Annotated in this window: 22 protein-coding genes; 19 read left to right on the top strand and 3 right to left on the bottom strand. The window is 43.1% G+C overall.

From position 1 onward, the window contains the following. Nucleotides 1-212: 212 nt before the first annotated feature. The 10 genes from F899_RS03470 (at nt 213) to rdgB (ending at nt 15,044) form a co-directional block, all read left to right on the top strand. Complete coding sequence (locus F899_RS03470) at nt 213-2,543, top strand: TonB-dependent receptor (RefSeq protein WP_005220903.1); 2,331 nt, start codon at nt 213-215, stop codon at nt 2,541-2,543. A 383-nt stretch (nt 2,544-2,926) separates the two neighbouring features. Further along, nucleotides 2,927-5,182, top strand: coding sequence for a catecholate siderophore receptor Fiu (locus tag F899_RS03465; protein WP_005220902.1), 2,256 nt, complete (start codon nt 2,927-2,929; stop codon nt 5,180-5,182). A 79-nt stretch (nt 5,183-5,261) separates the two neighbouring features. Further along, nucleotides 5,262-5,945: a Fe2+-dependent dioxygenase gene (locus F899_RS03460; RefSeq protein ID WP_005220901.1), complete on the top strand. Its 684-nt coding sequence runs from the start codon at nt 5,262-5,264 to the stop codon at nt 5,943-5,945. Beyond that, entirely contained in the window at nt 5,945-7,051 is a 1,107-nt protein-coding gene (locus F899_RS03455) for an alpha-hydroxy acid oxidase (RefSeq protein WP_005220900.1), read from the top strand. Before F899_RS03460 ends, F899_RS03455 begins: the two co-directional genes overlap by 1 nt. A gap of 314 nt (nt 7,052-7,365) precedes the next feature. Then, complete coding sequence (locus F899_RS03450) at nt 7,366-9,696, top strand: TonB-dependent receptor (protein ID WP_034433876.1); 2,331 nt, start codon at nt 7,366-7,368, stop codon at nt 9,694-9,696. 467 nt (nt 9,697-10,163) lie between these two features. Beyond that, nucleotides 10,164-11,861, top strand: a complete 1,698-nt coding sequence (gene leuA, locus F899_RS03445; protein WP_034433873.1) for a 2-isopropylmalate synthase — start codon at nt 10,164-10,166, stop codon at nt 11,859-11,861. 112 nt (nt 11,862-11,973) lie between these two features. Continuing rightward, nucleotides 11,974-13,134, top strand: a complete 1,161-nt coding sequence (gene metX, locus F899_RS03440) for a homoserine O-succinyltransferase MetX (protein ID WP_005220897.1) — start codon at nt 11,974-11,976, stop codon at nt 13,132-13,134. Beyond that, the gene (gene metW, locus F899_RS03435; RefSeq protein WP_004890183.1) at nt 13,134-13,727 is read left to right on the top strand and encodes a methionine biosynthesis protein MetW; all 594 of its coding nucleotides are present in this window, start codon (nt 13,134-13,136) and stop codon (nt 13,725-13,727) included. The genes metX and metW overlap by 1 nt, the downstream gene beginning before the upstream one ends. Then, nucleotides 13,724-14,314: a tetratricopeptide repeat protein gene (locus tag F899_RS03430; RefSeq protein ID WP_005220896.1), complete on the top strand. Its 591-nt coding sequence runs from the start codon at nt 13,724-13,726 to the stop codon at nt 14,312-14,314. Before metW ends, F899_RS03430 begins: the two co-directional genes overlap by 4 nt. 103 nt (nt 14,315-14,417) lie before the next feature. Then, nucleotides 14,418-15,044, top strand: coding sequence for an RdgB/HAM1 family non-canonical purine NTP pyrophosphatase (gene rdgB, locus F899_RS03425; RefSeq protein WP_005220894.1), 627 nt, complete (start codon nt 14,418-14,420; stop codon nt 15,042-15,044). A gap of 102 nt (nt 15,045-15,146) precedes the next feature. Here rdgB and F899_RS03420 read toward each other — a convergent pair whose 3' ends face one another. Next, on the bottom strand, nt 15,147-16,028 hold the full coding sequence (locus tag F899_RS03420) for an AEC family transporter (RefSeq protein ID WP_005220892.1): 882 nt from the start codon (nt 16,026-16,028) through the stop codon (nt 15,147-15,149). Nucleotides 16,029-16,142: 114 nt separating this feature from the next. Next, nucleotides 16,143-16,925 carry an NRDE family protein gene (locus F899_RS03415; RefSeq protein WP_005220890.1) on the bottom strand — a complete coding sequence of 261 codons (783 nt, stop codon included), beginning with the start codon at nt 16,923-16,925 and terminating at the stop codon, nt 16,143-16,145. 94 nt (nt 16,926-17,019) lie between these two features. On the opposite strand from F899_RS03415, the gene lgt reads away from it, so the two are divergent. The 3 genes from lgt to F899_RS03400 all read left to right on the top strand — a co-directional run bounded on the left by lgt (nt 17,020) and on the right by F899_RS03400 (nt 18,681). Then, nucleotides 17,020-17,829 (top strand): prolipoprotein diacylglyceryl transferase, encoded by an 810-nt coding sequence (gene lgt / locus F899_RS03410; RefSeq protein ID WP_004813235.1) that lies wholly within the window; start codon nt 17,020-17,022, stop codon nt 17,827-17,829. Between the two features lie 95 nt (nt 17,830-17,924). Continuing rightward, a complete protein-coding gene (locus F899_RS03405) occupies nt 17,925-18,314 on the top strand; it encodes a hypothetical protein (RefSeq protein WP_005220888.1) in 390 nt (129 codons plus the stop codon). Beyond that, nucleotides 18,307-18,681 (top strand): hypothetical protein, encoded by a 375-nt coding sequence (locus F899_RS03400; protein WP_005220879.1) that lies wholly within the window; start codon nt 18,307-18,309, stop codon nt 18,679-18,681. The genes F899_RS03405 and F899_RS03400 overlap by 8 nt, the downstream gene beginning before the upstream one ends. 33 nt (nt 18,682-18,714) lie before the next feature. Here F899_RS03400 and F899_RS03395 read toward each other — a convergent pair whose 3' ends face one another. After that, nucleotides 18,715-19,260 carry a hypothetical protein gene (locus F899_RS03395; protein ID WP_004813242.1) on the bottom strand — a complete coding sequence of 182 codons (546 nt, stop codon included), beginning with the start codon at nt 19,258-19,260 and terminating at the stop codon, nt 18,715-18,717. A 423-nt stretch (nt 19,261-19,683) separates the two neighbouring features. On the opposite strand from F899_RS03395, the gene F899_RS03390 reads away from it, so the two are divergent. The 6 genes from F899_RS03390 (at nt 19,684) to msrA (ending at nt 24,048) form a co-directional block, all read left to right on the top strand. Next, on the top strand, nt 19,684-20,175 hold the full coding sequence (locus tag F899_RS03390; RefSeq protein ID WP_005220876.1) for a lipocalin family protein: 492 nt from the start codon (nt 19,684-19,686) through the stop codon (nt 20,173-20,175). Between the two features lie 172 nt (nt 20,176-20,347). Then, nucleotides 20,348-21,190, top strand: coding sequence for a thymidylate synthase (gene thyA, locus F899_RS03385; RefSeq protein WP_005220875.1), 843 nt, complete (start codon nt 20,348-20,350; stop codon nt 21,188-21,190). A gap of 96 nt (nt 21,191-21,286) precedes the next feature. Next, on the top strand, nt 21,287-21,799 hold the full coding sequence (dfrA44, locus tag F899_RS03380) for a trimethoprim-resistant dihydrofolate reductase DfrA44 (protein ID WP_005220873.1): 513 nt from the start codon (nt 21,287-21,289) through the stop codon (nt 21,797-21,799). A 28-nt stretch (nt 21,800-21,827) separates the two neighbouring features. Continuing rightward, complete coding sequence (locus F899_RS03375) at nt 21,828-22,874, top strand: Lnb N-terminal periplasmic domain-containing protein (RefSeq protein WP_005220871.1); 1,047 nt, start codon at nt 21,828-21,830, stop codon at nt 22,872-22,874. A 100-nt stretch (nt 22,875-22,974) separates the two neighbouring features. Further along, entirely contained in the window at nt 22,975-23,436 is a 462-nt protein-coding gene (locus F899_RS03370) for an META domain-containing protein (protein WP_005220869.1), read from the top strand. A gap of 93 nt (nt 23,437-23,529) precedes the next feature. Then, on the top strand, nt 23,530-24,048 hold the full coding sequence (gene msrA, locus F899_RS03365; RefSeq protein WP_005220868.1) for a peptide-methionine (S)-S-oxide reductase MsrA: 519 nt from the start codon (nt 23,530-23,532) through the stop codon (nt 24,046-24,048). Nucleotides 24,049-24,077 lie beyond the last annotated feature (29 nt).

Here is a 24,077-nt window from a genome sequence, read left to right as displayed (position 1 = left end):
ACATAAAAAATCCCCATCAAAGAGACTTGAAACACTTATTTCTCCGATATTTATTAAATTCATTAGCTTAGATATATTTTGTTACACTATTACATTTATATTTCCAAGTTTAGCCTAGCTAAACATTGCCAAAACCAATAACAAAAACAAACATTAAACAAATAAGAATAATTATTATTCGCACATCACAAATTACACGATTCAAGTATTCCATGTCATTCATCAAGTCACGTAAAAAAATCGTTTCTTCTGCGATCGCTTCTTCCCTCTCCATGATCGCAGTGAACGCTGTTGCTGAAGAAAAAGTTGTTCAACTTGAAACTATTCATCAAGAAATTACTGCTGAAAAACAACAAAGCTTAAAAGTAGATAATTCTGCCAATAAAAAATTTGTTGCACCTTTATTAGATACCCCGAAATCAGTATCTGTCATTTCTAAACAAATGATTGAGGATACTCAAGTTACTACTCTTGCTGACGCTTTACGTACTGTACCAGGTATTACCCTTGGTGCCGGTGAAGGTGGCAACCCGAATGGTGATCGTCCATTTATCCGTGGTTATAACTCTGAAAGCTCAATGTATGTAGATGGAATTCGTAGTGCAACTTCGCAAAATCGTGAAATGTTTGCTGTAGAACAGGTTGAAGTCACCAAAGGTTCGGCTTCTGCTATGGGCGGTGCAGGGACCACTGGTGGTAGCATTAACATGATTTCTAAAGTTGCCAAAGCAGGGGATTCTTTAGAAGGTTCTGTTGCTGGAGGCACTGACAGCTACGCACGTATTACCTTAGATGGTAATAAAGATTTTGGTAATGGTGTTGCAGCACGTGTGGCGGTGATGGGTCATCATAATGAAAAAGCCGGTCAAAAAGACGGTACTGAATATAAACGTGCAGGTATTGCGCCAAGTATTACTTTTGGCCTGGATACCCCTACCCGTGCAACCTTAAGTTATTACTACTTAAAAACTGATGACACGCCAGATTCAGGTGTACCTTATAACAATCCATTTGGTGCCCCAGCTGCTGGTGCGACAGACAATAGACCTTTAAATGGCAATGGTAAACCAATTAATGTTAAACAAGGCGTTTACTATGGTTGGGAAGATCGCGACTTCCAAAAACAGGAAAATCAAATCGGTACGATCAAACTTGAACATGATTTAACCGACAATCTGACAATTTCCAATACTGCTAGCTACAGTAAATCTAAAAATGATTACCTGTGGACCAATCCTGATGACTCAAAAGGTAACATTTATCTAAATAATAGTGTTTTTGCACGTGCAAATTCACGTGTAGCTGATACAGATACTTTTACGGATCAATTAGCACTTACAGGTAAATTCAATACTGGCTCACTACAACATAGCTTTAACTTGGGTGCCGAATATTCTGACCAAGAAAATGACCGTACTCAGTACATTATCAATGGCTTAAATGCTACTGGTAGTGCCTATCAAACATGTCCTGATAGTGCACCAGCTGGTTGGTGTACTCCAGTTCAAAATCCCAACCGAGGCCCATGGACTGGCACAATTAGTACAGAGGGTGCTGATCAATACAACACAAGAACCAAATCTACCTCGATCTATTTCTTAGACAGTATTGAATTTAATCCTCAATGGATTTTGGATCTAGGTCTTCGTTGGGATAAATTTGATACAGAGCAAACCATGACTTATGGCGCGAATAACGCTGCAACAAAGCCAACAACCGTAGATGGTGTTGTCATTCCTCCTAAGAAGAATGTTGGTGACCAAGACACGGTAACAAGCGATACCGACTTTTTCACCTACCAAGCAGGGGTAACTTTCAAACCTGTTGAAAATGGTTCAATCTATGCAAGCTATGCAACTTCAGCTAACCCAGTTGGTGTTGATGCAGGTGATGGCTCTGAAGGTATCGGAGAGGCTTACAGTAACCTTGACCCAGAAGAAAGCCGTACTTTTGAAGTGGGTACAAAATGGGATTTATTCGATGATCGCTTGAATTTAACCGCTGCGATTTTCCGTACTGAAAAACAGAATGCCCGTATCCAGCTTGATTCAACCACCTATGCAAATATCGGCGAAAGTAAAGTAGACGGTTTTGAACTTGGTTTGAACGGTAACATCACGGATAAATGGGCAGCTTCTCTAGGTTACACCTACTTAGATAGTGAACAAACAGATCCAGGTCCATCTTGTACACGTGCTGGTGTGTGCACCTACCCGAATGCTGCAAAAGGCAAACGCTTACCAAATGTTCCTGAAAACAGTGCAACTCTTTGGACGACTTATGACCTAACCCCTGCTTTCACAGTTGGTGCGGGTGCAGTTGCCATGGATAAAGTTTACGGTAATGCCGACAATACTAGATACGTTCCAGGTTATGTTCGCTACGATGCAATGGCGCGTTATAACGTGAATCAAAATGTTGACCTGCAGTTGAATGTAAACAATCTGACTGATCAACGTTATTTCACTAAAGCTTATGCATCTCACTATGCAACTGAAGCAGAAGGTCGCAATGCAGTCCTTTCTCTAAACTTTAAATACTAAATTTTCGCTTCTTCCCTATTTAAAGATAGCCTCATTCATGAGGCTATCTTTATTTCTGTCCTATACATCAAGGACTACTTGAACATATTGTTTTTAACACCTGTTAGTTATCTTATTTAAGTCATGGCTTAAAACCTCAAGAAAATATAGACCTTACCTTTTTTCTATAGAAATCCTGAATCAAATTCTAAAATTTAAACAGTAATTCCATGCACAAAGTTATAACAATGACTAAATTCAATATTGTTAATGATAATTATTATCACTACAATTCGCAAAATTGTTAAAGGCCATAACAATAACTCCATAATTGCTGCTATTTGATGAACTCGAGCATATCAAGGTGGTAAGGGAAATATTATTCAATTCAGGAATTCTGTCACATGGCGCATATCAAAAGCCGGAAACATCATTACAAGACTTCATTGGTCGCACTTGCTGCAACTTTGCCACTGATCACTCATGCAGATAACATCACCAATGAAGGCGTTATTCAGCTTCCAGAAATTACAGTTAAGAATAAAACTGCAAATGAATATAAAGTAGATCAATTGAGTTCTGCTAAATCTAGCCAAGCTTTAGTAGATACGCCTCAGACTGTTTCGATTATCAACAAGAACTTATTAAAAGAACAAGGTGCAACCACCCTGGTTGAAGCCTTACGTAATACGCCAGGAATTACCCTACAACTCGGTGAGAATGGGAATACCAGTGCTGGCGATGCCTTCCAGATGCGCGGCTTTTCAACTCAAAGCTCCACCTATCTGGATGGCATTCGTGACCTCGGCGCTGTAAGTCGTGATGTGTTTAACCTGGAACAGGTGGAAGTCGTAAAAGGCCCTGCGGGTGCCGAAGGTGGGCGTGGTACGGCGTCTGGTTATGTGAATCTGGTCAGCAAATTGCCTCATTTGGAAAACAGTCGTGAAGTCTCTGCCACCTACAATACGGCTGAACATACGCGTCTTGCCACTGACATTAATCAGGCGATCAATGACAGCGTTGCTGTCCGTTTAAATGCAATGGGTCAAGATGGCGGTGTAGAAGGCCGCGACTTTATCCAGAATCAAGGCTGGGCTGTTGCCCCTTCTATCGCCTTTGGTCTGGATAGTGATACTCGCCTGTATCTTTATTCCCAGCATATCCGCCAACGTAACATTCCGGATGGCGGTATTCCAACGATTGGCATGAAAGGTTTCTGGAATGCTGACCCACTGATTGCCAGTGCACCTAAAGTAGACCGTGAAAATTATTATGGCCATACCGATGACCATGAAGATGTTGATGCTGACATGTATACAGCCAAAATCGAAAGTGACTGGTCTGAAAATCTGAAATTTACCAATATTACCCGTCTGGGCAATACCCATATGCAGCGTACTTTGACGGGGATTAATAGCCTTTCAAGAAATGACTCTATCAATCCTCAAGACTGGACAGTAAGCCGTTCACGCCAGGGTGTGGATCAGGAAAATAAAATTCTGGCTAATCAGAGCACGGTGAACTGGAATGTCAAAACCGGTTCAGTGGAGCATGATCTGGTCGCTGGTGTAGAACTATTAAAAGAGCAGCAACATTCCAGAACACTGGCTACACAAATGCCAGGGCAGCCTACTAACAGTACGCCACCCGCAAATCTATATCATCCTGACCGTCACCAGAATCTGCCTGATCCTGTGTATACGGGCGCTTATTCAGATGGTGAAACCCAGACGGCGGCTGCTTATCTTTTTGATACGCTCAAGTTCGGTGAACGTTTTCAACTCAATGGTGGCGTCCGTGTCGATTATTACGATACCAACTACGATGCACTGGGTTATTCAACCGACAGTACGACACTAGCAGTGACTGAAACCAAAACAGATTTAAAAGCCCATGACAATTTATTCAGCTGGAAGCTCGGTGGTTTATATAAGCCAACTGCCTACAGCAGTGTCTATGCATCTTATGCCAAATCCCTGACACCGCCGGGTAGCAGTAACTTTAGCCTTTCAACCACAGGAATTAACAGCTCGGCTGCTGCCCCTCAAGAAACTCATCATTATGAAATTGGCACCAAATGGGACTTGCTGGATGGCGATCTGGCTTTAAATGCTGCTGCATACTACACCGAAAATGAAAACCAGTTTACCCAAGATCCGATTACCCGAGAGTCTGTTCAGGAAGGTAAAACTACAGTTAAAGGAATCGAATTGGGTGCTGTTGGTAAAATTACCGATGCCTGGAATATTTCAGCTGGCGTAGCTCATATGAAAACCGAACAAAAAGACCAGTTCAGTGTCAACTCAAACACGGGTGCAGTAACCCAGACCAATAGCGTACGCTGGTCACCTGAATGGACCGCTTCACTATGGACAACCTATAACATTGCTGGTTTAAAACTGGGCTTGGGGGCACGTTATGTGGATGAGCAAAAACGTGTGATCACCGACAGTACTGCAGCAGCGAATATGCCAAGTATTCCAAGCTATGTGGTGTTTGATGCCATGGCCGGGTATACCTTCAACGACCAGACTTCTTTAAACCTGAATGTTTATAATCTGGCAGACAAAGAGTACATCAGCACGCTGAATAATGGAGGTGGCCGTGTGATCTTGGGTCAACCACGTTCAGCAGCCTTAACCCTGAACTATAAATTTTAATTTAGCTTTTATCTCTATCTATCAATATCGTGTATTCTCTTGAATGCACAATATTTTCAATTGCAGGAATGCTTTTAAAATGATGTTACATATCCCGGCAGTATTAAGCAAAGCACAAGTTGCCGAACTGAGACAACAACTAGATCGTTCAGAACACTGGATGAATGGGCAACTCAGCGCCGGGAGTCAGGCACAGAAAATCAAAAAGAACCTGCAGCTGGATTCTTCTTCTGTCCTGTATCAGCAGATTAGCCCTATCATTTTACAAGCGCTTAAAAGTCATCATTTAATTACCTCTGCTGCCCTACCGAAACATATCCTGCCGCCCCTGTTTAACTGCTATCAGGATTCTGGCACCTATGGCAATCATGTCGATAATGCCATTCATTACTCTCCTCTACTCGGACAGGCCATTCGTACCGATGTGTCACTGACTTTATTCTTATCTGAAATCGATGAATATAAAGGTGGCGAGCTGGTCGTTGAAGACCAGTATGGTTGCCATGAAGTGAAACTGGATGCTGGTGATGTGATTGTTTATCCATCGACCAGCCTGCATCGGGTTGAACCTGTGACTCAAGGCAAACGTATTGCGGCTGTGACCTGGATTCAAAGTATGGTTCGCGAAGATGCCAAACGCAGCATGCTGTTTGATCTGGATATGACCATTATCAAACTACGCCAACAGATTGGCGATACTGAAGAAGTCCTGCAGCTTACCCATCATTATCACAACCTGATTCGTCAGTGGGGTAATTTATAATGTCACGTGAACCGATGGCGCCATTAACCCAGATCCCGGCCTACCTACAAACCATTGCCGACTATGAAATGGAGACAAAAAAACATCTGTCCAGTATGGTCTGGGATTATCTGCAAGGTGGTTCTATGGATGAAGTCAGTCTCCGGGATAATTTACAGCAGTTTCAGGATATTCAGTTATTACCTCGAATGTTGAAAGACCTGAGTCAAGGCAGTACTGAAATTGAAATTTTTGGACAGAAATTTCCGCATCCGATTTTCCTGGCACCGATTGGACACCAGCAGCAATTTCATTCTGAGGCTGAAACAGCTTCAGCGCTTGCTGCAGAAGTCATGGGCAGCAATATCATTCTCAGTACTTTTACTAATACCGATATGCGGACACTCAAGCAGGATAATCCTCGCAAATGGTTCCAGCTTTACTGGCAAGGTGATCGGGAAAAATCTTTGGCTTTGGTGAAAATGGCTGAAGCACATCATTACACGGCGCTGGTGATTACCGTGGATTCACCACATACCGGCATCCGTGATCGTGAACGTCGCGCTTTTTTCCATTTACCGAAAGACATGCAGCACCCGCATACACCAGCACATATTCCCCTGCCAGAATTAAAAGAAGGTGATCATCCGGTCTTTCATGGGCTGATGAAAATTGCTCCGACCTGGGAAGATATTGCCTGGATGGTAAAGCAGACCTATTTACCGGTCATTCTAAAAGGCATCGTGCATCCTCAGGATGCCCAGCTGGCGATTCAGCATGGGGTAAAAGGCCTGATCATTTCCAATCATGGCGGCCGGGTACTGGATACCTGTATTTCTCCACTGATTGCCCTACAACTGATTAAAAAGGTGGTGCCAGCAGATTTTCCTCTGCTTTATGATGGCGGTATTCGCCGTGGATCTGATGTATTCAAGGCGATTGCCTTAGGTGCTTCTGCGGTGCTGATTGGCCGTCCTTATATTTATGGACTGGCGACTGCCGGAGCTTTAGGCGTAGCACATGTGATTAAAATCCTCAAAGAAGAATTTGAAATCACCATGGTGCTAATGGGAATAGCAACAGTAGCTGAAATTCAGCCGGGCTGTGTGTTGAATAGAATTGAATGATGATATTTATTTGAAAATAAAGATGAAGTTTCAAGAAGTCGGAAGTGCTATGTTCTGCTTCTTGAACTATTATTTAAGACCATCTTAAATATTTTATATCTCGATAATTATTATCAATTAAAACTAAACTAGACCCATATTTTATCAATTTATAGCAAAAACATAGAGTTAATCCTCCACCCTCTGATCCTTTCATCTATTTTTAAAATTGATTAAATTTTATTCATCGCCAATATCAATTCAGAAAGGATAGCAACGATAACAATAATAATTATTATTTGCGAATCCAAACTTAAAAATAAAAAAGAACTATGATGAGCCAGATAAAATCTCGTAAAAAAATCGTTTCTTCAGCAATCGTTTCTTCCCTTTCTCTTGCATCCGCACATGCAATTGCCCAAGAAAACGTGGTGCAGCTTGAAACCATCCGTCAGGAAGTGCAAGTGGAATCTGTGCCAAGTTTAAAAATCGATCAGTCGGCAAATAGCAAATTTGTTGCCCCTCTCCTGGATACCCCGAAATCTGTGGTTGTGATCCCTCAGCAACTGATTGAAGATACGCAGGTTACGACCTTGGCAGATGCTTTGCGTACTGTGCCGGGGATTACCCTAGGCGCGGGAGAAGGTGGTAATCCAAATGGGGATCGACCTTTTATTCGGGGTTATAACTCGGAAAGTTCGATGTATGTGGATGGTGTACGGAATTCGACTTCACAAAACCGGGAAATGTTTGCCGTTGAGCAGGTCGAAGTCACCAAAGGTTCTGCCTCTGCCATGGGCGGCGCTGGCACCACTGGCGGCAGTATTAACCTGATTTCAAAAGTGGCGAAACAGGGAAATGCGCTGGAAGGCACGATCACAGGTGGCACAGACATGTATGCACGTATCACTTTAGATGCTAACAAGGACTTTGATAATGGTATGGCGGCTCGTATAGCTGTCATGGGCCATCAAAATGAAAAAGCGGGACAGCATGACGGTACAGAATACCAACGTGCGGGTATTGCACCTAGCTTCAGTTTTGGTCTGGATAGTGCAACACGTGGCACTTTGAGTTATTACTATCTAAAAACAGATGATATTCCAGACTCAGGCATTCCCTATAACAATCCGTTTGGGGCACCTACTGGAAATAACCCTGATAACCGGCCATTAAATGGCAATGGTAAACCGATTAACGTCAAACAAGGGCAGTATTATGGCTGGAAAGATCGTGATTTCCAGAAACAGGAAAACCAGATTGGCACCCTCAAGCTGGAACATGATCTAAATGACAATTTAACCTTTAGCAATACTGCGGTATTTAACCGTTCTAAAAATGACTACCTATGGACCAATCCTGACGATTCACGCGGAAACTTTATTTTAAATGGTAATGTCTGGGCTCGGGCCAATTCACGTATCGCAGATACCGATACCTTTACTGATTTGCTAGCTTTAACCGGTAAATTCAACACCGGTATCATCCAGCATAGCTTTAATCTGGGTGCAGAATATTCGGATCAGGATACTGAGCGTACTCAATATATTATTAACGGTCTGAATGCGACTGGCAGTTCCTATGCAGCCTGTGGTACTCCTACAAATGTTGCTTTAGGCTGGTGTACCTCTGTAGACAATCCAAATCGGAGTACCTGGACGGGGACGATTAGTACGGATGGTGCAGACAGTTATAATATTGAGACCAAATCCCAATCGATCTACTTCCTGGACAGCATCGAACTGCATCCGCAATGGATTGTGGATCTGGGTGTGCGCTGGGATGACTATAAGACCCAGCAAATCTTGACCTATGGAAGATTCAATAATGCGGTGACAGGCGCTAACAATACGCCAATTACAGCCGTTCCAGGTGATCAGCTCACCCTTGAAAATGAAGATGACTTTATTAACTATCAGGCCGGTCTGGTCTTTAAGCCAAGAGAAAATGGCAGTATTTATATCAGCTATGCCACTTCCTCAAATCCGGTTGGCATCGATGGCGGTGATGGTTCCGAAAGTATTACTGTAGCTATTGAAAATTTAAAACCGGAAAAAGTCCGTACCATGGAACTGGGGACTAAATGGGACATTCTGGAAGACAAACTCAATTTGACCGCCGCCATTTTCCGTACTGAAAAGACCAATACCCGCTCCACCGATTCAGATGGCACCACCCGTAATATTGGTGAGACCCGTGTCGATGGGATTGAGCTGGGTATCAATGGAAATGTCACCGAGAAATGGGCAATTTCCGCAGGCTATACCTATTTGGATAGTGAACTGATTGATGGTGGCTTTGAAAATATTGGAACTACAGCAGATCCCATCTATGTACCAAGCTCGAACAATGGCAATCGGGTTCAGAACGTAGCAGAAAACAGTGCAACCTTATGGACGACCTATCAGGTCATGCCTCAACTGACATTGGGTGCCGGTGCTGTGGCAATGGATAAAGTTTATGGCAATGCCGCCAATACCAAATTTGTTCCCGGTTATGTGCGTTACGATGCCATGGCACGTTATCAGGTGAACCCAAATGTAGATCTACAGTTGAATATCAATAACCTGTCCGATACACGTTATTTTACCAAAGCCTATTCTTCCCACTATGCCACTGAAGCAGAAGGCATCAGTGGTGTTTTAGGCCTGCATTTTAAATACTGAGCTAGCCAATTATCATCAGATTCAGGGATAGTCTGAATTCATCAGGCTGTTCCTTATTTTTTCACCAGAATAATCTCATTTATAGATTGTTCAAAACTTCTCAACAAAGTTATCATATAAAGAAATATTTTAGCCCTATTGCTTAATCACAGAAAAAATCCAACAAATTTAAAATAGATCAAAGAAATATTTTCCCAATTAATAACTTTATAAGAAAATCTTTTTTAAGATACGACTAAAATCCATAGAAAAAGCAAAAACTTTTCACGTTTTCTGGTCTAAAATTAATCTTATAGGTTCACCATGCAGGTGTCTGTTCGATCCTGATGATCAAGACTTTAAAAAATACAGGATTGATCTTATTTATCCACACCTGCCTGTAAACGAATATATAGACAAAATCTATACTGTAGACTGAGCAACTGCTGCACCAAGCGAGTCTGCCAGGCTACCTAAGGAGCTCTCTCATGATGTTGGCTGATCCAAGTAAAAAATACCGTCGCATGTATCAACGTGTGGACTTACCAGACCGTCAATGGCCGAACAATGAAATCACTAAAGCGCCAATCTGGATGAGTACTGATCTGCGTGATGGTAACCAGGCGATCTTTGAGCCAATGAACATCGAGCAGAAGTTCAAAATGTTCCAGATGTTGGTGAAAATCGGTTTCAAACATATTGAAATTGGCTTCCCGTCTGCATCTCAAATTGATTTCGACTTCACCCGTAAATTGATCGAAGAAGGTCATATTCCAGATGATGTTTACATTGAAGTATTGGTTCAGGCACGTGATCATTTGATTGCACGTACCTTCGAATCTTTACAAGGTGCAAAACGCGCAATTGTGCATATCTATAACTCGAACTCACCGACCTTCCGTCAAAAAGTGTTAAATGTGGATGTTGAAGGTGCGAAACAGTTAGCGATCAATGCAGCGCAAAAAGTAAAAGAATACGCAGCGAAACAGCCTGAAACTGAATTTATCTTCCAGTACAGTCCTGAATGTTTCTCTGCAACCGAATTAGAAGTCGCGAAAGATGTCTGTGATGCAGTGACTGAAATCTGGGAAGCTTCTCCTGAAAACAAAGTCATCTTGAACTTGCCGGCCACTGTCGAAGTGTCTACACCAAACGTGTATGCCGACCAGGTGGAATGGATGCACCGCAACATTGAGCGTCGCGACGGCGTGATCATTTCTGTTCACTGTCATAATGACCGTGGCTGTGGCATTGCAGCGTCTGAATTAGCGATTATGGCGGGTGCTGACCGTGTCGAAGGTTGTGTATTCGGCAATGGTGAACGTACCGGTAATGTGGACGTAGCGGCAATTGCCTTAAACATGTATACCCAGGGTGTTGCACCAGAATTAGATTTCTCGAACATTAACGAAATCATCGCGACTGTTGAAGAATGTACCGGTTTGCCTGTACACCCACGTCATCCATATGCGGGCGATTTGGTGTTTACAGCATTCTCGGGTTCACATCAGGATGCGATCAAAAAAGGCTTCGAATTCCAGAAAAGCCAAGAAATCTGGGATATGCCGTACTTGCCAATCGATCCGAAAGACCTAGGCCGTGACTACGACGCCGTGATTCGCGTGAATTCACAGTCAGGTAAAGGTGGTATCGCTTACTTGTTAGAATCGAACTATAACGTGACTTTACCACGTCGTTTACAGATCGAATTCTCGCAAATCGTGCAGCAAAAAACCGATGAAGACGGTACTGAGATTTCAGCACAAGCGATCTGGACATTGTTTAAAGACACCTATGTTGATGCCAAAGATGCACATTACGCTGCCAAGAACTATAAATTGTCAGATGAAAATGGCAACCAGGTGATTGAGCTAGATGTTGAAGTCAATGGTGAAACTCAGCGCTTACGTGGTGAAGGTAACGGTCCAATCTCTGCAATTTTGGATGCATTACAATTGCCAATTGACGTGTTGAACTATGAAGAACGTAGCATTAGTTCTGGTGCACATGCCAAAGCCTTAGCATTGGTTGAACTTCAAGTGAAAGGTACCGGTAAATCCGCCTTTGGTGCTGGTGTCCACGACAACATTGTGACCTCTTCAATTGAAGCGATTATCGCATGTACCAACCGCCTGATTGACCAGGGTGTGTTAAGCACTGAACAGGTGATTGCTGCTGCCGTCTAGACACGGTATTAGAATTAGCGATAATTCATAGCACTAAAAAGACTTTAGAAGGATACCTGCAAATGGTATCCTTTTATTTATTCATACTAAAGATTTAAGGCGAATCATTCCCGTGTCTTTTCCAGCTGACTCAGTGGGCCTTGTTGTCCCACAAAAGTTCCAATTCGAACAGCCGTTAGAGCTTGAATGCGGTCGCATCCTCCCCCGTTTTGAACTGATGGTTGAAACTTATGGCGAACTCAATGCCGATAAGTCCAATGCCATTCTGATTTGTCATGCCCTTTCCGGTCATCATCATGCTGCTGGCTATCATCATGAAGATGATAAAAAACCAGGCTGGTGGGATGCCTGTATTGGTCCAAACAAGGCAATTGATACCAATAATTTTTTTGTGGTTGCCCTGAATAATATTGGTGGCTGTAATGGTTCAACAGGTCCAACTTCTCCGAACCCTGAAAATGACAACCGCCCTTATGGTCCTGATTTTCCTCTAGTGACTGTACGTGACTGGGTGAAAACCCAAGCCATGCTGTCTGACCGTCTCGGTATTGATGTGTGGTATTCCGTCATCGGTGGTTCATTAGGCGGTATGCAGGCATTACAATGGTCGGTAGATTATCCAGATCGTCTGCAAAAATGTGTGATTATTGCCAGCGCACCTAAATTATCTGCACAGAACATTGCCTTTAATGAAGTCGCACGTCAGTCAATTCTGTCAGATCCGGATTTCCATAATGGCCGTTATCTGGAACATGATAGCTATCCAAAACGTGGTCTGATTCTGGCACGTATGGTCGGTCATATCACCTACCTGTCTGAAGAAGCCATGAAGCAGAAATTTGGTCGTGATTTAAAATCCGGTAAATTTATGTATGGTTTCGATGTGGAGTTCCAGGTCGAAAGCTATTTGCGCTATCAAGGTGAACAATTTAGCCGGAACTTTGATGCCAATACTTACCTGATTATGACCAAGGCACTGGATTACTTTGATCCTTCACGTGAATATCAACAGTCATTGGTAAAGGCAATGGCCCAAACCAAATGTAAATTCCTGGTGGTCTCTTTCACAACTGACTGGCGGTTCTCACCTTCACGTTCTGTTGAAATCGTAGACGCCTTAATTACCAATAATAAGCCTGTCAGCTATCTGGATATTGATGCTGAGCAAGGCCATGACTCCTTCCTGTTCCCGATTCCACTGTATGTGAAGTCATTGCGTGCCTTCCTGGGTGGTGAAGAACTGTTAAAATCAACCCCGAAGGAGGCTGTGTAATGCGTATTGATCAACAACTGGCAGAACGTTGGATTAAACCGGGTTCACGCGTCCTTGACCTGGGCTGTGGTGACGGTGAATTACTGGCTCATATGAGCAAAAAGCACAATATTCGTGCATACGGATTAGAAATTGATCAGGAAAAGATTGCAATTGCAGTCAGTCGTGGGTTAAATATCATCCAGCAAGACTTAAATCTGGGATTAAGTCGTTTTGCAGACCAGTCTTTTGACTATGTTGTCATGGCACAGGCTTTGCAAGCTGTAGATGCACCAGACGTTTTATTGCGTGATATGGTGCGAGTGGGTAAACAGGCGATTATTACTTTCCCGAACTTTGCGCACTGGAAGACTCGTTCTTTCCTGGCACTAAAAGGGAAAATGCCTGTTTCGGAAGCTTTACCCTATATGTGGTATAACACACCGAACATCCACTTATGTACTTTCCGTGACTTTGAAGCACTTTGCGCGGAAAATAACATCAAAATTATTAACCGACTCGCTGTGAATGGGAATCAACAAGGCAGCATGCTCAGCAAGCACCTCCCTAATCTGTTTGGTGAAGTCGCAATTTATCGAGTGAGCGCTCTATGAAAAAATTATTACTAAGTACGACGCTACTGGCTGGACTTTTTAGCTTTCAGGCCCAAGCAGACTATGTTGCTCCAACGCCTTCTGTCGCAAGTCAGGCCGCACAATATTCTATCATGGACATTAATAGCCTGATTAAGGCAGCGAAGGCAGGACAGCCAGGTGCACAATTCTATTTAGCAACCAAATACCAGTATGGTAAAGACATTCAGAAAGATGAACGTCAGGCTTTTGCCTGGTATAAAGCAGCAGCCGATCAAGGTCTGGCAGTTGCTCAATTGAATGTAGGCCGTATGCTGGCAGATGGTATTGGCACCAAGAAAGATGAAACGCTGGCTCGCCAGTACTTTGAAAAAGCAGCCAGCCGTGGTGATAATCGTGCCAGCTTTAACCTGGCGATGATGGAAGAGAAAAAGAAAAACTATATGGGTGCTTACCAGTGGTATGAACTCTCTACCCGTGACGGCATGCTGGACAATAAAGTGATTACTTTATCTGAAGGCAAGAAAACTGCATTGGCAGCCAACTTGACCCAGGAACAGATCCGTCAGGCACGTGATCGTGCTGACAGATGGATTCAGGCACAATAAGCTGAATGGTATAAATAGCACCTTCGGGTGCTTTTTTATTGCCGCAAATTCTTCATCCATTGCTAAAATAGTGCCCATTCTTTATCTAATAATGAGTTTTAACATGGCTGCAACTGACTGGTTATCCCAAGGCACACTGGTACTGGCAAGTAATAATAAAGGCAAGATTGCAGAATTTGAAAAGATGTTTGCAGAACTCAAACTTCCAGTTGAAGTTATTCCTCAAGGTAAGCTGCATATTGAAGACGCAATTGAAGATGGTTTGAGCTTTGTTGAAAATGCCATTATCAAGGCGCGTCATGCCTCACGTATTTCTGACAAACCTGCGATTGCTGATGATTCAGGGATTTGTGTACCAGTTCTGGGCGGTGCACCTGGGATTTACTCTGCACGTTATGCGGGTGAACATGGTGATGATGCAGCGAACAATGAAAAATTACTGGCTGACCTGAAACCACTGCGTAACGACGGTGAACCGATTGAAGGCATGTTTGTGTGTGTACTGGCCTTAGTTCAACATGCCGAAGACCCATTACCACAAATCTTCCAGGGCATCTGGAAAGGTGAGATCTTGGAAGCAGCCCGTGGTGAAAATGGCTTTGGCTATGATCCGCTGTTCTGGTTACCTGAACTGGGTATTGCGAGTGCGGAAATGAGCAAGGAAGAAAAAAATAGAATTAGTCACCGTGGTCAGGCAATGCAGCTATTTAAAGCGAGTCTGGAAAAGTAAGTTTCATCTCTCATGGCTCCCTCTCCCGTTGGGAGAGGGCTGGGGTAAGGGATTTAAAATGCATCTTATTCTCTCTCGGGGAAAAGGACTTTTCTGATATTTTTATAAACCCGGCACCAACGCATGCACCACCACTCCATATACGCCGATCAAGATCGCACTGGCAATCGTTCCTGAAGCAATATATTTCGCTGAATAACCTGTGCCTTGATAATGGGTTTCCAGTGCCACAATATTGGCTGCTGGTGGAAGCAGGAAGTACATCATTAAAACAGCATAAGTTAGTATTTGATGCTGAATTGGCAATAAGAAATAAGCACCTGCTGCCAGTCCTAAAGACAGAATAAAGCGACCACTAATCAATATTAAACTACGGGTCAAATCACTCAGCTGAATCCGGACATGACGGAGCCACATGCCTAGAATACACATGCCAGCAAAGGTCACCAGAAACTTGTTCACGGCATAGCCCCACTGAATCACTGGATGCGATTCATAAGCACTAAAATCCCAAAACGATAAAACTGCTGCAACCGTTAGTGCAATCACCGGTGGAGACTTCAGCATATTTTTAATAATGAATTGCGGTGTCTGCTTTTCAACACTCACTGCTACAACTGCACTGACATTTCCAAATAAAGAACCGCCGATATATAAGGCAACAATGGTATTTAAAGCATCAGGACCAAATAACGCCAAGGCAAAAGGAAATCCCAGCCAGACACCATTCAAATAACTAAAACATAGTGCACGTAATTTATCTTTGGAGAAAAAATAGAACAGGCCGAACAGAAACAGCGAGCTAAAGATACTAAAGCCAATCAGCCACAAGCTACCCTGCTTATAGAACACCATGTTGTAAATTATAATTAACGGGATCAGCAGACGAGCCAGTAAAGCGGCCATAAATGGACGAACCGGCTTTAAATAATGGATGCCCCAGAATCCAATCAGAAATGAGATAAGTGGTAGGAGCAGTGCCATAAAGAAGATAAAGTCAGGAGGAGTAGACAGGCTTTATCCTAGCATATCTCTATATACTCAGAAGAATGTTGTTTAAACTGATATCTTTATAAACATCATCGCCAATATTGTTATTTAGCTAATAATCGGAATAACTTGTTCAACGATCTGTCCTGCTGTTTCACCCTGCTGGGATTTTTCCAGCCACTGCCATTCATCGGTTTTCATTCGCAGGAAATTAGAACAGCGCGTGCCATACACTGGACTTTGAATAAAGGTTGAAGACAACAACTGTTCCAGTTCATGTGAAATCCCGGTCTTCGGCAACAACTCCGGAATGATCTTGCGTTCATCTTCCAGAATATCCCAGACGGCATAATAAAGATCCGACTCAGGTATATCTGGATGCTGCATCATGGGCAGGAATTCCTGGGTAAAACGCTTACGTAAGTGACGGGTTTTTTCCCAATGCTCAGTCAGCAAGCCATTGGATACCACATATACACCGTGCGCCAACACTTGCGGTGCTTCACCACGGTTGCTCATATAGACCGCCTGCTCTCGATCGCCGACAAACAGGTTAAAGCCAGCATAATCACATTGACGTTTTTCTAGTTCTTGAGCAAACCGGATAGGTGTCAATTCAGATTCCAGAAAATGCTGAATGATATGTCCACGTGAAGTTGGGTAGTTATTCTTGTCATTACCATCCCTGAAATTGGTAATCACTGCCCATCGTCCTGAAGTAGTTATACCCATCCAGGTACCACCAGACTGCAGATCCTGACCTGCAATAATTGGGCTATTTTGCCAGGCATGCAGGGCGGCTGTCGGACGCTGATAAAACTCATCCCGGTTTGAAATCAGACAAAGTGGCGTGTCATCCAGTACACGCCAGGCCAAGGCAACGATACACATAATTGATGCTCTAGATCTTTACACATTGAATGTACAACATTTTTCCCAAGTTTAGGCTAAAATCAGCACAAAACAGAAAGACAAAGGAAGATGCATGCTCAACTATCCCAATATTGATCCTGTAGCGATTTCGCTCGGGCCATTGCAGGTCCACTGGTATGGACTGATGTACCTGATGGCATTTTTATTTGCCTGGGGACTGGCGACGTATCGCGCTAAACAACGCGGCTGGACATCAGATATGGTCTCGGATTTAATCTTCTTCGGGGCGCTTGGGGTGATTATCGGTGGCCGTGTTGGTTATGTATTTTTCTACGGTTTTTCCCAGTTTCTGGCAGACCCATTGTGGCTGTTCCAGATCTGGACAGGTGGCATGAGCTTCCATGGCGGTTTCCTCGGTGTAATCCTGGCGATGCTACTCTGGTGTAAAAAATACAACATGACCTGGTTCCAGACTCTGGACTTTATCGCGCCGTGTGTACCGACCGGTCTGATGTTTGGCCGTATTGGTAATTTCATCGGCGGGGAACTGTATGGTCGTCAGGTGACTGACCCAAACTTTGCTTTTGGCATGATTTTCCCAACCGATCCACTCCAACTGGTTCGTCATCCATCACAACTGTATCAGGCACTTTGTGAAGGTCTGATTCTGTTTATTGTACTGTGGTGGTTCAGCTCTAAACCTCGCCCACGTATGGCAGTTTCTGCGCTGTTCCTGATTGGTTACGGTCTGGCACGTTTCATCGTCGAATTTTTCCGTGAACCGGACAATGGTCAATTATTTATTGGCTGGATGAGTAAGGGGCAATTCCTCAGCCTGCCAATGATTCTGATTGGCCTATGGATGATGTGGTATGCCTACCAGAAAAAAATTTATGACTGGGGTCCACAGAAAAACGTATAAGACATCCTGAACATATTGCGAGGCATCTGCCTCGCTTTTTTATATCTGAAATATGCTAAAGTGCAGATCAACTCTTTTGAATCTTCACGGTTGCCATGCTTGAATACTGGTTTAATCCGCAAATTTCTGTCATTAAAAAATTACTGATTTTTATCGTGATTGCCGTACTGACAGCAGTACTGTACTGGATAGAACCTTTACCGCTGGATGCGATTCTGATGTTCGCCGGTACTGGAATTATTTTCCTGATCTGCCGTTATTGCAAAATTCATTTTGCTGCAAAGAATCCGACAGGCTTGTTCTATCGCATACTGACCTGGATTCCAATTGCCCTATTATTGGCATTAGTCTTTATGAATATGAAGGATGGCGAGATCCTGGTTTCAGGTGGGCAGGGCATTGGCTTTATGGCGATTGCCATCTGCCTGTTTTCACCACTGTCTTTAATGCATAAAAACACGGACACTCCACCGCCTCATGCTTAATTACTGGTATTCCGAACGCTGCACACGCCAGATCAGGCTGATCATCTGTATCGCCACCTGTGCAGTGATTTATTACGCTTCTACCTTTGCAGAACTGAATACAATATTTGTCGGCATCAGTCTGGCAATTGGGATGCTGAGTCATGGCTTACGTACAGTCGCCTTGAAACTGCCTGAGCAGAATCCCTATCGGGAAGGTTTTACACGACTGTTTTTCTGCATTCCGCTGATTGCCCTGATCACCCTGTTTGGTTATCTGCCTGAACAGCACAAGATAGCTTTAGGCATTCAATGCATTGGCTTCAGCGCGGTTGGACTGTTTATCCTGTCTATTTACGGGAATCGTGCGAAACGCTTCGAAGATTGAACCATTTCGCGAATGCTACGTTTAACTTCTGGCTTAAAGGTGAGAATCCAGGCGGTAATAAGTGTATTTCACGTCAGAATTACGATAAACCGCATAACCTGACTGTCTGAAATCCGATACCCATGCAGAACCTGAGTATGCTGCAATATGCCCGTACTTATGCTTGGAAGTCCGGTCAATGATATAGATATCACCCTTTTTCGGACGGTCAAATGACAGGTTGATTTTACGGTAGCCCAATTTCTGTAAGGTGCCGCCCCAGTCAGCTGCAGCTACAGGATGATTCACAATTTTTGCACCTGAAGATTGCAAACCGATACGAATACTGCGCGCACATTTCTGTGTACTGGTACTACGGGTAATGCCTTGCAGATAACTGGTGAATTTTTCAATATTAAAACGCTGGCCATTCATCGCACTAAAAGTCTTGCGTGATTCAGAACTTGTATTACGAGCTGATTCAGAGCTGTTACGCTGAGGCTGACGTTTAGAATTTTGTCCCGACTGGGAACGAATTATGACGTTCGCTTGAACAGGAGCATGAACTTCACTCATATTCACTTGATGATCATAAATCATATTAAACCAAGTACTCCTCGCCCTTAAGCAGGCGTTCATATCTTTTGAAAGGCCCAAATACTAGCCCCATTAATGTTATTTTTCACGTTCAAAATGTAAATAAATTTATCAATATTTAACTGATTAAATGTAAACCACTATTTCGCATAGAATTATTTAAATCTAATAAGTAACAAAAATTTTTATTATTAATTTTTATTGAACAATAAATTAATTAATCGACATATTTTTAAGCAATAAATTATAAAAATATGACTAGATTCTGACCTACTTAACATTTCTTGTATATGCTCTACCCATTCCCATCCCATCCCATTGAAAACAAACACAACATTTCCCTACATGATTACATCTTTTCTTTAGCAGCTTCATGTTTAGACTGATTGAGCGCAAAAAATGAACTGAAATAAAACGGAGAAAATAATGAATCATGATATCCCTACCGTTTCAAATTTTGATCTTACCAAATATTTAGGCACCTGGTATGAAATTGCCCGCCTCCCAATGAAACATCAACCTGAAGACAGCACTGATATTTCAGCTGTTTATAGCCTGAATGAAAGTGGTAGCGTACGTGTTCAGAACCGTTGTCTGGATGGTGATGGCAAGCTGGATGAATCCATTGGTGAAGCAACGATTGTAGATGCTGCCAATGCCAAACTTGAGGTCAGTTTCCTGCCAGAAGGTTTACGCTGGGTGCCATTTACCAAGGGAGATTACTGGGTATTAAAGCTGGATACTAGTTATCAAACGGCTTTGGTCGGTGAGCCAAGCATGAAGTATCTGTGGCTGTTACATCGCACCCCAACCATTGATGAAGCGACTAAGCAGGAATATCTGGCTTATGCACAATCGCTCGGTTATGACTTGTCTGATCTGATTGACACAGTACATACCGGCAAGCCAACAGCTTAAAGCAGGCGATAAATAGGCATCCATAATGGATGCCTTTTTTATTGCCTTTTCGCTCTCCTCCAGTCACCTTCCCGGCGATGTGGAACTGCGAAAAAAAATGTTATGATGAGCGCAATTTTAAATTGCTTAGTTCAAATAAAAGCAATTTTTCAACGGATTTTAAGAGAGACTTATGCGCCAATACCTTGACCTTTTACAACATATCCTCGACAACGGCGGCGATAAAGGCGACCGTACCGGCACTGGTACACGTTCGGTATTTGGTCATCAGATGCGCTTTGATCTTTCCAAGGGTTTCCCTTTACTGACCACCAAAAAAGTCCACTTCCGCTCTATTGTGATTGAGCTATTGTGGTTCCTCAAAGGCGATACCAACGTTCAATATTTGAAAGATAATAAAGTTAGTATTTGGGATGAATGGTCAACTGCGGAACAGACTGCACGCTTTGGCCGCCCAGAAGGTGAGCTTGGTCCTGTATACGGTCATCAGTGGCGTAACTTTGGTGCCACAAAAAATGAAGATGGCAGCTATAAAAATGATGGTTTTGATCAAATCAAATGGTTGGTGAATGAGATCAAAACTAATCCAAACTCACGTCGCCTGATTGTGTCTGGCTGGAACCCGAACGAAGCAGGTCAAGTGGCACTGCCACCTTGTCATACCCTGTTCCAGTTCTTTGTACATAATGGCAAGTTATCTTGCCAGCTGTATCAGCGTAGCGCTGACGTGTTTTTAGGTGTCCCGTTCAATATTGCCAGCTACGCCCTGCTCACTCATATGATCGCACAAGTCTGTGAGCTTGAGGTCGGTGATTTTGTCTGGACAGGTGGTGATACGCACCTGTATGCCAACCACTTTGAACAGGCCAAACTTCAGTTGAGTCGTGAGCCTTTAGGTCTATGTCAGTTAAAACTGAATCCTGAAATTAAAGATCTGTTCGATTTCAAATTTGAAGATATTGAAATTGTCGGTTATGAATCCCATCCGGGAATTAAAGCGCCTGTCGCGGTTTAATTTTTCTCAAATCCAAGAAAATCGAAATCCCACTTTGCTTAAAGTGGGATTTTGCATTTTAATAGGAACAATTTTTATTTGTTTTTGAGTGTGGGTATGGCATTTCAGGATTTAGAAGTCGTTCATGTCGTTGCAATGGATCAGCAGCGCTGTATTGGTAAGGACAATGACCTGCCTTGGCATATCTCAGCAGATCTCAAACATTTTAAGGAAATCACCCAGGGCGGTGTAATTGTAATGGGACGTAAGACCCTTGAATCCATGGGACGTGCCTTGCCTAAACGTGTCAACTGGGTCATTACCCGTGATACAGCCTGGTCTTTTGAAGGCACTAAAGTCGCACACACGATTGAAGATGCCTTGAATCAAGCTGTTGCAGATGTAAAAGCGTCAGAAAAACCGGAGTCTATTTATATTATTGGGGGTGGTGAAATCTTCAAACAGACCATGAGTATTGCTGACCGTCTGGAACTGACCCATGTCGAAGTGGATGTACAAGGTCATGCCTTCTACCCAGAAATTCCTGCTGAATTCAAAAAAGTTTTTTCCGAACAACATATCGACGACAAAACCGGGATTGCTTTTGAGTTTGCAACTTATAGAAAATGAAGAATAATTTTTAATTAAAGATTCAATTATGCATACACAGGGAAATCCTGCACCTCACTGGCTATTCTGGTTACTGAATGCAGTATTTACCCTGTTTGTCATCACATCAAGTCTATGGCTGTGCCTTGCGATTTGGGTACAGCAACCCTTAGGCATGATTGGCAGCTCTGTGCTGATTGGTCTTTGGATTGTTTTAGCCTGTGCAGTTCTCGGCATTTATTTTAGCCGTCATCTGATTTCACGTGGTGTAGATACCCTTCTTTATATTCTGGCTTTTCTGTTTAGCCTGTTCTGGTATTTCAGTCTGGACGCTCGTCAGGACCGGGAGTGGAATCCTGAAGTTGCCCGTATTCTCAGTTATGAACAACAAGGCGATCAAGTCACCTTACATAATGTGCGTAATTTTGTCTGGCTGCCAAATGGGAAATATATTGAGCGCTGGGAAAGTCGCAGCATCAATTTAAATCAGATCACCGGGGTCAATGTCATCACCTCTTACTGGATGGGACCGCATATTGCTCATACCTTGGTGAGTTTTGACTTTGCTGACCAGAAGCCACTGACCTTTTCGATAGAAATCCGTAAGGAAAAAAATGAAGATTTTTCTGCTATCGGCGGCTTCTTCCGCAAGTTTGAGCTGAGTCTGGTAGCAGCTGATGAACGGGATATTATCTACACCCGTAGCAACACCCGCGGTGAGCAGGTATATTTTTTTCCGGTTAATATGCCACAAGCACAAGCCAAGGCGCTTTTCAAAGAATATATCAACAAGGTGGATGATCTGGCTCAACAGCCGAAGTGGTATAACACTCTAACCAGTAATTGCACTACCTTGGTGTTTGATATGGTTCAGGCTGTTTCCCAGAAACCATTACCAACAGATTATCGCCTGCTGGTGTCGGGTTATTTGCCAAATTATATGTATGACCTACAAGCATTGGATCAGGATTGGGACTTAAGCACCTGGTATGCTCGAGCGCATGTAAACCCACGTGTTAAAGAATTTGCTCAGGTCAGTAGTGAACAATATTCCGCTCTACTGCGGCAAGGGTTACCTGCGCCAAAAGCAGAATAGAACCTATCTTCCCGGGAACCCGAAGATACAAATTGTATTGGTATCATTCTATTTTTTCTGTTTATATACAGTGATGTATCAAAGAAAAAGAGTAAGCCCAATGTTAAAAAAAGTGACCGCGATTGCAATGTTCGTTTCAGCGCTGGCAATAACAGGCTGTCAAACCACACCAGACCAGACCTCTTCCCAAGCGGTTGAAAATCTGCAGCAACTTCAGAACCGCACCTGGATTGTCACTCACATTGGCAGTACAGAAATCACCACTGCACCTACCACACGTAATATTCCAAGCCTGCAATTTGATGCTGCCACTCAGCGTGTTAGCGGTGCCGATGGCTGTAACCGTATTATGGGCAGCTATACTGCAGGCAAAGACACTTTGAATCTTAGCCAGATGGCGGGTACAAAAATGGCTTGTCTCAACAATGACAATCTGGATCAAAAATTTAATGAAGCCTTGGCTAAAGTGACCCACTATCAGGTTTTTGGTAAAACACTGAAGCTGCTCGATAGTTATGGTAACCCAGTCATCCAGCTGGCAAGCCCGGTACAACCGCGCTAAAGCTTAAATAAAAAGCCTGTTTTTACAGGCTTTTTTCTATTTGATATTTACAGCGTAGAATAGAGACAGAAACTCGGAATTAAGGACAAGATTATGCAACAGACGCTATTTGGTGGTGGATGCTTTTGGTGTACCGAAGCGGTATTCCTGCAGATTCGTGGTGTCAGCAAAGTCGTTAGTGGCTATGCCGGTGGACATACCACTCATCCAACCTATGAAGAGATCTGTAATGGTGATACCAACCATGCAGAAGTGATTCTGATTGATTTCGATGAAAGTCAGATCAGCTTTAAGCAATTGCTGGATGTATTCTTTGCCACTCATGATCCAACAACGCTCAACCGCCAAGGCAATGATGTCGGTACACAGTATCGTTCTGTCATTTACTATCTGAACGAAGAACAGCAACGGCAGTCACAAGAAACTATTGATGCACTGAAGGCTGAAGGTTTAAATGTAGTCACTGAACTCACTCCTGCTCCGACCTTCTATCCAGCTGAAGATTATCATCAGAACTTTTTTGCCAAAAACCCAAGTCAGGGTTATTGCAACTTTGCCATTCCCCCAAAGCTCAACAAGCTACGTGCCAAGTTTGTAGAACTGTTGAAGTAAAGCCATATTGTCATAAAAAAAGCGACCAT

It is taken from the genome of Acinetobacter sp. CIP 101934, from assembly GCF_000369585.1.
Classification (GTDB): Bacteria; Pseudomonadota; Gammaproteobacteria; order Pseudomonadales; family Moraxellaceae; genus Acinetobacter; species Acinetobacter schindleri.
Note: the sequence above shows the minus strand (reverse complement) of the source record. Positions and strands in the feature narration are given on the sequence as shown.